Genomic DNA, 13,508 nt, shown 5'->3' with positions numbered 1-13,508 from the left:
TGCATAAATTTAATGAAAAAGAAGTTGATATCATGGTAAGCGCAGCTAGGAAAGCATCAACGCATCGCTTTTTGGATCGGCATTTCTCCGGCCAATCGATAGATTATAGGCAAATTATCGCACTTATTCTCCCAATTTTGATCGACCAGGCGTTTATCATCGGCTTGAACCTGGTGAATACCGCCATGATCAGCTCCTCCGGGGTAGCTGCGGTGAGCGCCGTCAATATGGTCGATTCGCTGAATATTTTCTTGATCAACGTATTTGTCGCCGTGGCCACCGGCGGAACGGTTGTGGTGGCGCAGTACAAGGGGAGCCGCAACGACGCGATGGTATCCAAGGCCTCCTCCGGGTCCGTCTCCTCGGTCGTGCTACTGGCGCTTGCCATCAGCCTGCTGATCATCGCTTTGCATGCGCCCACCTTGAACCTGTTGTTTGGTTCAGCGGAGGCCGAGGTGTTTCAGAACGCCAAATCGTATCTGATCGGCAGCAGCCTGTCGTTTTGCGGGATCGCGATCGTCGAAGCGGTATGCGGGGTGCTGCGGGGGATCGGGAAGTCGCGAGCCTCCTTGATGCTGTCGCTGATCATGAACCTAACCTATGTGGCGCTGAACTTTGTCCTCATCAACTTGGCGGACATGGGCATCATGGGGATGAACATTTCAGTGAACGTCTCCCGATACTTAGCCGCGGCCTGCGCCATTTATTATTTGGTCAAGATGGACGAATCGCTGAGAGTACGTTTGCGGGACATGCTTCAGGTTAATTGGGGGATGCTCAAAAAAATCCTCTCCATCGGCATGCCGTTTGCCGCGGAGCAAATGTTCTTTAACGGCGGCAAAATTCTGACGCAAATCTTCATCGTCAGCCTGGGCACCTACGCCATCGCCGCCAATGCGATCAGCGCTTCGCTGGCGATGGTGATTCAAATTCCGGCCAACGCGTTGTCCATTGCGATCGTAACCGTGGTTGGGCAATGCATCGGCCGCCGGGAGATCGAGGACGCCCGGAAGCTGACGCGCTCGTTTCTGTGGCTCTCCTCGGCGACCTTCGTCGTCATGGGGCTCATCATCCTTCCTTTGTACCATCCGCTCGTATCGCTGTTTCACCCGCCGGCAGAGATTGTGGATGAGATCTTCACCATCGTGTTGATCAATACGATCGCACAAATTCCGTTGTGGGCAATCAGCTTCATCACGCCGTCGGCGCTGCGCGCGGCCGGAGACGCGAAATACACTTCCGTCGTATCGATGTTGTCGATGTGGCTGTTCCGCGTCGTGCTTGGCTATATTTTAGGCGTGGTGCTACCGTTTGGCGTCGTTGGTGTCTGGCTGGCGATGGACATCGAATGGGGAATCCGCGGTCTCATCTTCCTGCGCCGCTTCCGCGGAACGAAGTGGTACCGGCATCGGCTGGTAGAGGACTAACTTGTATTCGATTTTTCGCATACAAATTTTCAATTGCTTCGGGAGATTCGGATTTTATTCGATTTTTCATATAGAAACAGGCACTTGCTCTCTCGGGAGCCTAAATCTGTTCGGAATTTCATATATATGTCGTCAAAAATACCCCAATCGGCGATTTCTATTCGATTTATCGCATAAAAAACCTTTAAGCCTCACACCGGCCCACCTGGGCAGGTCTTGGCTTAAAGGTTTTTTACTTGCTTAGCACAACACGCCGCTGGCTACCGACATCATCAGCTTGATACGGTTGATCTGATTCACCTCGCTGGCGCCGGCGTCGTAATCGATCGCCGCGATATTGGCGTCCGGATATAGCTCCTTCAGCCCTTTGATCATTCCGCGGCCGGTGATGTGGTTCGGTAAGCAGGCGAACGGCTGGATGCAAACGATGTTGTTCACGCCGTGATCGAGCAACTCCATCATTTCCGCCGTAAGGAACCAGCCTTCGCCCATTTGGTTGCCGACCGACAGCAGGCGTCCGGCTTTCTCCGCCAGCGTGTAGATGCTCTCCGGAGGGGTGAGGCAACGGCTGGATTCCAGCGCCTGCTTCACCGGTTTTCGGTACATTTCGATATATCGGATCACTATCGGGTTCAGGAAACCCAACATTTTGCTCTTCCCTAAGTGATCCGCCTTATAAATCGGGTTGTATAAGCAATAGAACATGAAGTCGAGAAAATCGGGCACTACCGCTTCGCCGCCTTCGGCTTCGATCACCTCTACGATCCGGTTATTGGCATCGGGATGGAATTTGATCAGAATTTCACCGACGATACCAACCCGTGGTTTGGTAGCCCCCGTTTGCGGAAGAGCTTCGAACTCCGCAACCATACTTCGGATATTCCCCTTGTATTCCTGAGAAGAGAACTCCCGCAGGGAATGCTTGCATAGTACCATCCATTTGCGGAACAACAGCTCGGTATCGCCAGAGTTGCGCTCGTTTGGCCGGAAGCGGTACAAGAGCCGCATCAGCAAATCGCCGTAGCAGGCTGCCGCAATTAACCGGTTGATCAGCTTTAAATTAAGCTTGAAGCCCGGCTGGCTTTCGATCCCCGTCGCGTTTAACGAAATAACCGGGATTTGCGACATTCCCGCTTCCTTCAGCGCCTTGCGCAGCAAAGCGATATAGTTCGTCGCCCGGCAACCACCCCCGGTTTGGGTCAGAATGACGGCCGTTCGTTCCGGATCGTAGTCGCCGCCGCGCAGCGCCGCCATGATTTGCCCAATCGTCATGATCGCTGGATAGCAGGCGTCGTTGTTTACGAACTTCAGGCCTTCCTCCGTCGAATGCTTGCTGGCCTTCTCCAGCACCTTCAGCCGGTAACCGGCCCCGCGGAATACCGTTTCGAACAGCTCGAAATGGATCGGCGAGAGCTGCGGGGCAAGAATCGTGTATCCGCTTTTCATTTCTTTGGTAAAAGAGGCCGGCGAAACCGGTACGGACACCGTCCGGGCGGTATTCTGCGACGGTTCCCGTTCCTTCATCGCCGCGAGCAGCGAGCGCAGCCGGATCCGTGCCGCCCCTAGGTTGCTGATCTCATCCACCTTAATCAGGGTGAACGTCTTATGGTGACGCTCCAAGATCTCCTGAATCGTATCCGCGGTAATCGCATCGATCCCGCAGCCAAACGAAGTGAGCTGCACCAGCTCCAGGTCGGCCCGACCGCTAACGAAATAAGCCGCGCGGTACATCCGCCCATGGTACGTCCATTGATTGACGACGGGTAGGGGATGCTTGACGCTGCCCAGATGGCACACCGCATCCTCCGTCAACACCGCCAACCCCATCCCGGCAATCAGATCGGCGATACCGTGATTGATCTCGGGATCGCTGTGGTACGGGTGGCCGCAGAGCACGACGCCTTTGGCTCCCGTCTCCTCCAGCAGCTTCAGCGTCGCTTCGCCTTGAGCGCGGATATCGCCGCGAGCCCGCTCTGCTTCTTGCAGCCCCGCGTCAACCGCCGCCTCCAGTTCCTCTGTCGGAATGCGAGGAAACGTGGTTTGCAGTGTTTTTTTCAAAGCCGGCACATGATCGATGTTCAGGAATGGACTTATCAACGGAATGCCTTGCTCCCTCAACCGGTCCATATTGGTCCGGATGACCTCGGGATACGAGGCGACGACCGGACAGTTGAAATGATTGTCGGCCGAGGCGTCTTCCTTCTTCTCATAAATGACCGCAGGATAGAAGATGAAGTCGACTTTGCTGCGAATGAGGCTTTCAATATGGCCGTGCACCAGCTTAGCAGGATAACAGACGGACTCCGACGGAATGGTCTCCATGCCGGTTTCGTACAGTTTTTTCGAGGACTTCGGCGAGAGAACAACCCTGTACCCCAGCTGCGTAAAAAACGTGTGCCAAAACGGGTAGTTTTCGAATAGATTCAGCACCCGCGGTAAGCCGACTGTCCCTCGCGTGGCCTGCTCCGGAGGGAGCGAGGCGTAGCTGAACATCCGCTCGTATTTGGATTCGACGAGATTGGGAAGACCGGTCTTCGACGTCTTTTGCGTCGCGCCGCGTTCGCAGCGGTTGCCGCTGACATGGAAGCTCTTGTCGGGAAACCGATTGATCGTCATGGCACAATAGTTACTGCATAACGAGCAGCGGGCATGCGAGACCTCATAGGTGAACGAATGCAGTTCTTCGCAAGGCAGCAGGCTGCTGCAACCTACTCCGTCATATTGCTCGCGAGCTAGCAGCGCGCAACCATAAGCGCCCATGATGCCGGCGATATCGGGGCGAACGGCTTCCCTGCCCGTGAGTAGTTCAAAGGCGCGCAGCACGGCATCATTGTAGAAGGTTCCGCCCTGCACGACGATGCGCCGTCCGAGCTCCTCAGGATTGCGGATTTTGATTACTTTTTGCAGTGCGTTCTTTACGACAGAATAAGCCAGGCCAGCCGAAAGGTCGGGCAGGGACGCACCTTCCTTCTGCACCTGCTTAACCTTGGAGTTCATAAACACCGTGCACCGCGAGCCGAGATCCACCGGATGGACCGACTCCAGGGCGGCGGAGGCAAACTCTTCGATACCCAGCCCAAGCGCCCCGGCAAAACTCTCGAGAAAAGAACCGCAGCCCGCCGAGCAGGCTTCATTTAGCAGCAAGCTGTCGATTGTACCTCCGCGGATTTTGATACATTTCATATCCTGGCCGCCGATATCGAGAATAAAGTCGACATCCGGCATAAAGCGGGCCGCCGCTTTATAGTGGGCTACCGTCTCGACCTCGCCGGCATCCACGCGGAACGCGGCCTTCATCAAGCTTTCGCCGTAACCCGTAACACAGGCGCGAGCAACATACGCATTCTCCGGCAACCGGGCATACATCTCCTGCAGCGCTTCCGCTAGGGAAGCTAGCGGGTTGCCTTTATTGCCACGATAAAACGTATGTAGAATTTGGTCTTTAGCGCCGGTCAATACCAGCTTGGTCGTGGTCGATCCGGCATCGATGCCGAGAAAGCAGGGACCGCTATAGCTTGCCAAGTCCGCTTGGGATGCGCTTGCCGCATCGTGCCGCTTCCGGAAGTCGGTGTACTCCTGTTCGTCCGCGAACAGGGGGGCAAGCCGGTTCTCGCCGTCAGGAGCAATCGTCCATTCGGCATTCTCCATGCGCTCCAGCCAATCGCTGAGCGGGAGAGATAAAGGGCCGGAGCCTTGGAATGCGGCTCCGATCGCCACGAAATATTGGGCATCGTCCGGGAACACGACATCTTCCGGCGCGAGCTGAAGAGTTTCAATGAAACGCTTCCGCAATTGCGGCAGGAACGTGAGCGGCCCGCCGAGAAAAGCCACCTTGCCTCGGATCGGGCGCCCGCAGGCTAGCCCGCTGATCGTCTGCGTGACGATGCTCTGAAAGATTGAGGCGGAGATATCCTCGCGACGCGCTCCTTCGTTCAGGAGCGGCTGGACGTCCGTTTTGGCGAACACCCCGCAGCGGGAGGCGATCGGGTAGATCGTTTCGCAGCGGGCAGCCCATTCGTCCAGCCCCGCCGGATCGGTCTCCAGCAGCGCGGCCATTTGGTCGATAAACGCACCGGTTCCGCCAGCGCAGGCGTTGTTCATGCGTTGATCAATGCCGCCGCGCAAATAGATGATCTTGGCGTCCTCGCCGCCGAGCTCGATCGCAGTATCCGTTTCCGGTGCCAGCCGTTGAATCGCCTTCGTGCAGGCGACAACCTCCTGCAGAAACGGAATGCCGGTCAACTCCGCCAGCTTTAGCCCGGACGAGCCGCTGATGCAAAGGCTGGCCTCCGCGTTAGGAAAGCGCTCCATGACTTCCCGCCATAATGCCGGTACTGCGTTGCGGATATCCGAATAATGGCGGACATACGCCCGGTGCACGATGCGCCCTTCGCGCAATGCTACGATTTTTGCCGTGGTGGATCCGATATCAAGTCCGATCTGCAGCAACATGATGTTCCTCCGTCTCCGTAATTCCTACGGCAAATTTATCCCGAATCGTCAGCAAAGACTGCAAAAACACCTGCAGTTGTTGCTCAGGAAAATCGCCGAGGATCGTTTGAAAGAGATGGTTGCGCTTGGCTATCATCTCTTCAAGGACCAAGCGGCCGTTCGCCGTCAAATCGATCCAGCAGATGCGTTTATCCACGGTATCCCGAACCCGGTCCAGCAATCCTTCCTTGACCATTTTATTAATGGCGATCGTATTGGCACTGGACGATAAACCAACCAGCTCGGCGATTTGGGTTACCGTCGATTTACCGTTCCGGTAAACCGCGAGTAAGATAAAAAACTTGCTAGGCAATATCTGCTCCCCATCGTTAAAAAACAACCGACCCATGCTGTGGGCGATATCCAATGTCGTCTCGCAGATTCCGATGCACATTTCCTGATGCTCCTTCATCGCGATTCCTACCCTCCCCAGACAAAAAAACTTTTACCGTAAAGCTTTATATTCAAACCATATCACCGGGCGGGAACCCACGAATATTAAAAATGTAATAAGGACAAGGAAATTCGGGGTACGCTAGCCGCGAAAAGTTTATTGAGAAATCCAGTTGACACCCCTGCTACTCGGTGTTACAATGTACCTGTAATAAGCAATACTGAATAGCGGGAGTGAGGTACTCAGAAAGCTATTCGGTTCCTTTTTCCCAGGTACTAAGTTATACAGAATATTAGTCAGACAGAATAGTGGGCTTTCATTGCCCCGAACTTTCGAGATAAAGGAGAAGAGCGTCATGAATTTTTGGGACAAAATTACGGGCAACGACATGACAAGGGAATTTAAAGGGTTTGAGGCGCGTGCCCACAAGCTGCCGGCCGATTATCAAGCGGCATGGGTGGAGATTAAAACGAATCTTTGGGCACACTCCGATTTCACCGGCCGCAACCTCATGCCCATTCTTGACGGAGCGCTTAGTTGGCTCGAAGAAACGGCGGCGGACGGTCAGCGCGTTCATGAGGTGTTGGGTGACGATATCCAAGGTTTCTGTTCATCGCTAGCCGGCGAAGAAGGGGCAAAGTCGCTTCGCGACAAATGGCGCGAGCAGCTCAATCGAAATGTCGCGAGAAAATTAGGAAAATTGGAGGGATAACATGAATATTCAACAAATGCTCCAAGGCAAAAAAGAATGGCGAGCCCACGTCGCGCGGGTCAAAGCACTTCCGCAGGATTATCAAATCGTCTATAACGAGATTCAGAAATATCTGTTTAAGGTTGGCCCCGCTGAACTCATGGACGGATTCGGCTTGCTTGCGGGGATTGTTGATCTGTTCGAAGAGGGCGCGCACTTGGGGAAAGGCGTCCTTGAAGTCACGGGGAATGATGTGGCAGCTTTCTGCGACGATCTGATCAAAGATTCAAAAACTTACGCCGATATTTATCAAGACTCCGTTAACCAAGCAATGAACAAGGCCACGAAAAAGGTGACCGACAAAACGAAATAAAAGGGTGTAAAATATGGAAAATTTAACTGAAATGCTGAAGGGTTCGCTGGAAGGTTGCGTACTGGAAATCATCAGCCGCCGTGAAACGTACGGTTACGAGATTACCCGGCGCCTGAACGATCTGGGATTTACTGAAGTGGTGGAAGGGACGGTATACACCATCCTTGTGCGATTAGAGAAGAAAAACCTGGTGAATATCGAAAAGAAACCGTCGGATATGGGGCCGCCGCGCAAATTCTACACCCTCAATCAGGCGGGGCGCCAAGAACTTGATCTATTTTGGGAAAAATGGGATTTCCTATCGTCAAAAATCAACGCTTTGAAGTCCAATTAGTGTCATAAGATATTCCGAACGCTAATTGGAACATCTCATGAAGATTCGACCCAAAGGAGGAGAAGCAACATGATGGAAATGTTCAAAAAATTAATCGGCGATAAGAGAGAATACAAGATGATGATGGCAAGGGTGGATGCTTTGCCGGAGGATTACCAGTATGTGTTTAAGAAAATCCAAAACTATATGTGGAATTTCTCGGCGGGCAACGGGATGGATATGCTGCACATGCAATACGAATTAATCGATTTGTTTGAGGCCGGCGCGGCGGAAGGAAGACAAGTGCTGGAGATCACCGGGGAAGACGTGGCGTCGTTTGCCGATGGCCTCGTGACCAATGCGAAGACCTACTTCGCTAAATATCGGGAAGATTTAAATCAAAGCATTCTGGAGCGATTAAAAAAATAAAAACTAGGCCAGATCATATCGTAGATCAAACCGACTGAATGGCTGGTTCCGAATGGATACTTTCACCTTTGCTATTCAGTTTCATTTTAACTCGGTAGTAAGTGATACGTGTTACCAGTGCTACTAAATAGTTGAATATGGGAGGAAAAAAGGATGAGCAATGCAGTGATTTCCGTAAAAGGGCTTAAAAAATCATTTAAAGATAAGGAAGTCTTGAAGGGAGTGGATTTTGAGGTGCGACGCGGCGAAATTTTCGCGTTGCTGGGCTCCAATGGAGCGGGGAAAACGACAACCGTTAACATCCTATCGACGCTGATGAAGGCGGATGACGGTGAAGCGACGGTCAGTGGCTTAGACGTGAAGCGCCAGCCGGATTCGGTTCGCCAAACCATTAGCCTGACGGGGCAATTCGCCGCTTTAGACGGGATGCTTACCGGTCGGGAGAATCTGGTGATGATCGCTAAGCTGCGCGGAGTCCCGAAGCCGGCACAAGTTGCCGACAGTCTGCTTGCCAGATTCAGCCTAAACGATGCCGCTAACCTCCGGGCGGATAAATACTCCGGGGGAATGAAACGCAGGCTGGATATTGCCATGAGCTTGATCGGTACGCCGGCCGTTATTTTTCTTGACGAACCGACGACAGGGCTTGACCCCGAAGCTCGGATTGAGGTGTGGAATACCGTCAAAGAGCTCGCAGGGAGCGGTACAACCATCTTGCTGACGACCCAATACCTAGAAGAAGCCGAACAATTGGCGGATCGAATCGCCATCCTGCATGGTGGTAAGGTCATTACGACCGGAACGCTCGCAGAGCTCAAAGAGATGTTCCCCCCGGCGAAAGTAGAATATATCGAGAAGCAGCCGAGCTTGGAGGAAATCTTCCTCGCGATCATCGGCAAGAAGGAGGAGAAATAAATGAAGAACAAAACAGGGGTATTGCTCGGTCGATTAATGCGCAACATCCTGCGCAGCCCAGATACGATCATCACGGTCGCGATCACGCCGATTATGATGATGCTGTTGTTTGTTTATGTTTTTGGCGGAGCCATTGATTCAGGTACGAACAACTATGTGAATTATTTGTTGCCGGGAATCCTGTTGATGGCGATCGCTTCCGGCGTTGCTTACACTTCCTTAAGGTTGTTTAATGATATCAAAAGCGGGCTGATGTCGCGTTTCATCACCATGCCGATCAAGCGTTCTTCGGTGCTGTGGGCTCATGTGTTGACCTCGCTCTTTTCCAATGCGTTAACTCTCGTGGTGGTGTTCCTTGTCGCACTCTTGATGGGCTTCCGTTCGGGCGCTCCACTCCTGGATTGGCTTGCGGTAGTTGGGATTCTTGGCCTGTTCACGCTGGCGCTGACCTGGTTGTCGATTATTCCCGGATTAACCGCGAAGTCGATGGAAGGAGCGACAGCCTACTCGTACCCGCTGATTTTCCTTCCATTTATCAGCTCGGCTTTTGTTCCTACCGAAACCATGCCTAAAGTTATCCGTGCATTCGCCGAGAACCAGCCCGTCACCTCCATCGTGAATGCCGTTCGTACCCTTCTCTACGGAGGTACGGTGGGGAACGAGATTTGGATCGCGCTTGGCTGGTGCTGCGGAATCATGTTCCTCGCGTACATCTTTGCGAGCAGAGCATTTAAACGCAAGTTAGGGTAAGCAAGCAAGCAAGCCCTTGCCCTCTCCTCAAACGGAGAGGGCAAGGGCTTCTATATTTCATCAGCTTTAGAATGTTAATTGACCGCAGTATGAAAAGAAGATATATTAACTTTATACATATAATTCCAGACCTCGTGTATCAAAGGAATGTGTGGTGATAACGAATGAGTACATCGACGATCCTGGAGGAAGTTCATTCCTTTATGAAAGACAATGAATTGAATCTGAGTCAATTCTCGATGAGGTTAAATATTAACGTGGGAACGCTGAGTTATTTGCTGAACGGGAACCGAACCTTAACCATGGATCACTTGGACCGGATTTCGGAGATCATGGGCGTACCCATAGGACATTATTACGAGAATTACATTCATGATTATCTTCAGGAGAGGAATCCCGACTGGCGGAGAGTGGGCCCTTTCCTACGTAAATGCGCCGAACTGGACAAGCTGGATTGTATACGAAGAACGATTAGCTTACTTATGGATAATTTGATGTACTCCACCTCGTTATTTGAACTGGCGGAGGAGTTTTATGAGAAAGGGCTGTACGCTGCCGCAGAAATCCTGTATGAGAATGTGGCGATGAGCGAAACCAGGCAATATTCCGAGCGGCTCGCGGTATGCCAGTATCGCCTGTTCAAGATCCGAATCGGAACGGACCAGGCCCATAACCTCAAAATCGCCTATCAGTTCGAACCTTATGTGGATCGGTTGGATGAAGTTCTGCAGCTGGATGCGCTCAAGGATTTGGCTAACTTATTCCGTTCACTTCGTAATTGGGATCGGCTTGAGGTTTTAGCTCTCGAGATGGAACGTAAGGCGCGCCTCCTCTATTTCAGTACCAGACGCTCGGAAAAAGAATTTCACGAAATGCAACGTCGCCTTAGCAGACCGATGTTTGTATACATTGTTTATGCCAAATTATTGTGTGCAGAAGTATATGAGGGTAGAGAAGACTATGCTAAAGCTTTGGAATACACTTATCAATATGCCGATTTAAGTTGGGTACAGGAAGAGGACGAGGATACTCTATATTGGTTAAGGTTATTTCAAAAATGGTCGAGTGCCAATATCTATGTCAATCGACTCATGAGCGGTGAAATTGAATATCTTTCCGATTACGTATCATTTATGATAGAAAATCCTGATGAAGTAATATCGTCGATTTCAAACGTTATGTCTGCAGCTAACCGACACCATATTGATGTAGATCATATATTACTTCAATTTAATTCGGAGATCGAAGCATACATAAACCGTAAACAAACTAACGACTTGTATAAAGACCAGGTTCTACTTGATAAGTACAATCAATTTCTGTACGATCTGACTTATTACTATCTACACCAAAATGATTTCACATTGGGGTTTAATTATTTGATGCAAGGACTTGAGAATTCAGTTAAAATGAATAATAAGGAAACACTTCTTGATTTTATGATATTATTAGAACATCATAGGCAGTTTGCTACAATAGATATATGTGAGAAGTATAAGAATATCGTATGTGAGGTGAAAAGGAGTTTATGAAATCTAAAGTCGTTGTTGTTTTAGCGGTTCTTTTTTCTTTAATCTTTACTACTCCCGGTACGATTAATGTTGATCAACCAATTTTCACTGCCTTTGGTCAAAATGGTGGCGCATAAAAATCTACATAAGAGGACATAAGTGAAAACGCCTATTCGTTTATTTATAACGAATAGGCGTTTTTATTAAGATATCGAAAAGTATATAATTCGAGGCTTTACACGATTATCCCCTTTGATCAGATATCTCTAAGAACTGGAGAAGAGTTCGCCCTCACTCTGGGCCCCTGTCCCCCTGAATAAAAGGGATAATCGCGCAAAGGCAGCATAAGAGGGACATCAAGGATACCTACCGAGGACACCGCCACACGGCGTCTTTTTCGTTCACCTTATCACAATAATCTGCCGCAAATCGCGGGAATCTCCGTTCAGCTTGGTTTCGGTAGCGTTGAGCTGCGCCGAACCGTCGCCGTCAAGGAAGATGCCATCGACGAGCTGGCCGTCCGCGAGCGTCGCCTTGACGGCGCTGCGGAACGCTTCGGCCGTGCAGCGCGTAGGCGTGACGATCAGCCATAGCTGACCGTCCGCATCATAGGCGAGACCGGAGCGGAGCCGGTCTTCATCCGGATTTGGCAGATGCTCCGCCTCAACCGCCGCTCGCCAGCCGGCAGCATCCTGTAGTTTCATGCTAACGCCGCCTTGAGCGAAATAGCGAGAGCGATCCGTGACGGAAAGCTCGTCTGCGGCGGAAGCCACCTGGACCGAGAAGCCGCCTGTGGCGCCGTCCCATACGAGCGTGCCGCGGGCGTATTTGGCGTTGTACCAGCCGGAGCCGTAAGCGCCAGCCGTGCCTTGAATCGGCTGGTCATTGTTCACCGCGATCGACAATACGGCATCGTTGTAGAAAAAACCGCCGTTGATGCCGTACACGCGGTAACGCCCTAGTGGTTGATCCGCCGCTCGGAGCTCAATCCGTTCCGGATCGACGACCAAGACATGCAGCTTGACGCCGTTCACCGCAGTAAGCTTATGATATTCATAATGATGGGGGAGCAAATAGCGGCTGCCCCAGCCGATCATCAGCAGGATACCGAGAAAGATCGCCCCAGCCGAAGCCGTGGCGATCCCCCAGCGCCGCCAATTAATCGGCCACATACGCGGCCAACAGGCGGGTTGTATTGATGACCGCCTGTTTATGGGTCCGTTCCATGGCATGCGAAGCATGCACGCCCGGCCCGATCAATGCGGCGCGAATATTGTGACCACCGTGCAACGCTGCCGAGGCATCGGAACCGTAGTGCGGATAAATATCGACCGCATGAGGGATGCCAAGGCCACGGGCGAGCTCGATCAACCGGCTGGTCATGTCATAGTCGTAAGGGCCGGTGGAGTCCTTGGCGCAAATGGAGACATCGGTCTCTTTGCAACTCAAATCATCGCCCATCGCGCCCATGTCGACGGCGATCATTTCATTCACGCCGTCCGGGATCCAGGAGGCGCCATGCCCAACTTCTTCATAGTTGGAGATAAGGAAGACGAGGTCGTGCCGCGGCGTCCAGGCTTCTCGGCGGCTCGATTCCATCAGGCCGAACAGAGCAGCCACGCTGGCTTTGTCGTCCAGATGGCGGGACTTGATGTATCCGCTGGGTGTCATTACGGCACGGGCATCAAACGAAATGAAGTCGCCAACGGCAATGCCTAGCTTCAATACGTCGTCTTTGTTCTCCACGAGCTCGTCGATCCGCACCTCCATGTTCTTCTCCTCGCGTTTGAAGTCACGCGCATCGCTGTACACGTGAACGGAAGGATGGGTCGACAGGATTGTGCCGGTAAAGACCTGGCCGCTGCGGGTGTGGATCTGGCAGTATTCGTTCTCGATACTGTGCATCATAAATCCGCCAACGGATGTGATTGCCAGCGTCCCGTTCGAGCGGATGGCGCGCACCATGGCGCCGAGCGTATCAACATGGGCGCTGAGGGCGATGCGCCGGGAGGAATCACGGCCGGGCAGAGTCAAGATCGCACCGCCCTTTTCGTTAAAGCTGCAAGGCACGCCCAGCGCTTCGGCTTCACGCTCAATCAGCGACATGATCCCACGCGTGAACCCGCTTGGGCTTGGCGTATCCAGCAAGGTTTTCAGTAAATTTAACATATAGGTTTCATTTGGTTGAATATTCATGGGAAACCTCCTTCAGGG

The 13,508-nt window shown here is 52.1% G+C and carries 12 protein-coding genes; 8 read left to right on the top strand and 4 right to left on the bottom strand.

What is annotated here, in order from left to right; genetic code table 11:
• Positions 1-32: 32 nt before the first annotated feature.
• On the top strand, positions 33-1,427 hold the full coding sequence (locus IM700_RS07005) for an MATE family efflux transporter (RefSeq protein ID WP_193415366.1): 1,395 nt from the start codon (positions 33-35) through the stop codon (positions 1,425-1,427).
• A gap of 240 nt (positions 1,428-1,667) precedes the next feature.
• Here the strand turns inward: IM700_RS07005 and IM700_RS07000 are convergent, their stop codons facing one another.
• Both IM700_RS07000 and IM700_RS06995 read right to left on the bottom strand, forming a co-directional pair.
• Positions 1,668-5,879, bottom strand: a complete 4,212-nt coding sequence (locus IM700_RS07000) for a 2-hydroxyacyl-CoA dehydratase (RefSeq protein WP_193414975.1) — start codon at positions 5,877-5,879, stop codon at positions 1,668-1,670.
• Positions 5,857-6,330, bottom strand: coding sequence for a MarR family winged helix-turn-helix transcriptional regulator (locus IM700_RS06995; protein ID WP_193414976.1), 474 nt, complete (start codon positions 6,328-6,330; stop codon positions 5,857-5,859). The genes IM700_RS07000 and IM700_RS06995 overlap by 23 nt, the downstream gene beginning before the upstream one ends.
• Before the next feature lie 337 nt (positions 6,331-6,667).
• On the opposite strand from IM700_RS06995, the gene IM700_RS06990 reads away from it, so the two are divergent.
• The 7 genes from IM700_RS06990 to IM700_RS06960 all read left to right on the top strand — a co-directional run bounded on the left by IM700_RS06990 (position 6,668) and on the right by IM700_RS06960 (position 11,315).
• The gene (locus IM700_RS06990; RefSeq protein ID WP_193414977.1) at positions 6,668-7,024 is read left to right on the top strand and encodes a DUF1048 domain-containing protein; all 357 of its coding nucleotides are present in this window, start codon (positions 6,668-6,670) and stop codon (positions 7,022-7,024) included.
• A 1-nt stretch (position 7,025) separates the two neighbouring features.
• Positions 7,026-7,376 carry a DUF1048 domain-containing protein gene (locus IM700_RS06985; protein WP_193414978.1) on the top strand — a complete coding sequence of 117 codons (351 nt, stop codon included), beginning with the start codon at positions 7,026-7,028 and terminating at the stop codon, positions 7,374-7,376.
• Between the two features lie 13 nt (positions 7,377-7,389).
• Entirely contained in the window at positions 7,390-7,710 is a 321-nt protein-coding gene (locus IM700_RS06980; protein WP_193414979.1) for a PadR family transcriptional regulator, read from the top strand.
• Between the two features lie 69 nt (positions 7,711-7,779).
• The gene (locus IM700_RS06975) at positions 7,780-8,118 is read left to right on the top strand and encodes a DUF1048 domain-containing protein (RefSeq protein WP_193414980.1); all 339 of its coding nucleotides are present in this window, start codon (positions 7,780-7,782) and stop codon (positions 8,116-8,118) included.
• A gap of 153 nt (positions 8,119-8,271) precedes the next feature.
• Positions 8,272-9,033, top strand: coding sequence for an ABC transporter ATP-binding protein (locus tag IM700_RS06970; protein WP_193414981.1), 762 nt, complete (start codon positions 8,272-8,274; stop codon positions 9,031-9,033).
• Entirely contained in the window at positions 9,034-9,783 is a 750-nt protein-coding gene (locus IM700_RS06965) for an ABC transporter permease (protein WP_155605021.1), read from the top strand.
• Positions 9,784-9,986: 203 nt separating this feature from the next.
• Positions 9,987-11,315, top strand: a complete 1,329-nt coding sequence (locus IM700_RS06960) for a helix-turn-helix domain-containing protein (protein WP_239483667.1) — start codon at positions 9,987-9,989, stop codon at positions 11,313-11,315.
• 380 nt (positions 11,316-11,695) lie between these two features.
• Here IM700_RS06960 and IM700_RS06955 read toward each other — a convergent pair whose 3' ends face one another.
• Together IM700_RS06955 and IM700_RS06950 are read right to left on the bottom strand one after the other, a co-directional pair.
• Positions 11,696-12,466, bottom strand: a complete 771-nt coding sequence (locus IM700_RS06955) for a hypothetical protein (RefSeq protein WP_193414983.1) — start codon at positions 12,464-12,466, stop codon at positions 11,696-11,698.
• Positions 12,453-13,490, bottom strand: a complete 1,038-nt coding sequence (locus IM700_RS06950) for a M42 family metallopeptidase (RefSeq protein WP_193414984.1) — start codon at positions 13,488-13,490, stop codon at positions 12,453-12,455. Before IM700_RS06950 ends, IM700_RS06955 begins: the two co-directional genes overlap by 14 nt.
• Positions 13,491-13,508: the final 18 nt, after the last annotated feature.

Origin of the sequence: Paenibacillus rhizolycopersici (assembly GCF_014947195.2) — a bacterium.
Lineage (GTDB): Bacteria > Bacillota > Bacilli > Paenibacillales > Paenibacillaceae > Fontibacillus > Fontibacillus rhizolycopersici.
Note: the sequence above shows the minus strand (reverse complement) of the source record. Positions and strands in the feature narration are given on the sequence as shown.

Coding starts and splice junctions, on each gene's coding strand:
- IM700_RS07005 (WP_193415366.1), top strand. CDS start 33: ATGGTAAGCGCAGCTAGGAAAGCATCAACGCATCGCTTTTTGGATCGG.
- IM700_RS07000 (WP_193414975.1), bottom strand. CDS start 5,879: ATGTTGCTGCAGATCGGACTTGATATCGGATCCACCACGGCAAAAATC.
- IM700_RS06995 (WP_193414976.1), bottom strand. CDS start 6,330: ATGAAGGAGCATCAGGAAATGTGCATCGGAATCTGCGAGACGACATTG.
- IM700_RS06990 (WP_193414977.1), top strand. CDS start 6,668: ATGAATTTTTGGGACAAAATTACGGGCAACGACATGACAAGGGAATTT.
- IM700_RS06985 (WP_193414978.1), top strand. CDS start 7,026: ATGAATATTCAACAAATGCTCCAAGGCAAAAAAGAATGGCGAGCCCAC.
- IM700_RS06980 (WP_193414979.1), top strand. CDS start 7,390: ATGGAAAATTTAACTGAAATGCTGAAGGGTTCGCTGGAAGGTTGCGTA.
- IM700_RS06975 (WP_193414980.1), top strand. CDS start 7,780: ATGATGGAAATGTTCAAAAAATTAATCGGCGATAAGAGAGAATACAAG.
- IM700_RS06970 (WP_193414981.1), top strand. CDS start 8,272: ATGAGCAATGCAGTGATTTCCGTAAAAGGGCTTAAAAAATCATTTAAA.
- IM700_RS06965 (WP_155605021.1), top strand. CDS start 9,034: ATGAAGAACAAAACAGGGGTATTGCTCGGTCGATTAATGCGCAACATC.
- IM700_RS06960 (WP_239483667.1), top strand. CDS start 9,987: ATGAAAGACAATGAATTGAATCTGAGTCAATTCTCGATGAGGTTAAAT.
- IM700_RS06955 (WP_193414983.1), bottom strand. CDS start 12,466: ATGTGGCCGATTAATTGGCGGCGCTGGGGGATCGCCACGGCTTCGGCT.
- IM700_RS06950 (WP_193414984.1), bottom strand. CDS start 13,490: ATGAATATTCAACCAAATGAAACCTATATGTTAAATTTACTGAAAACC.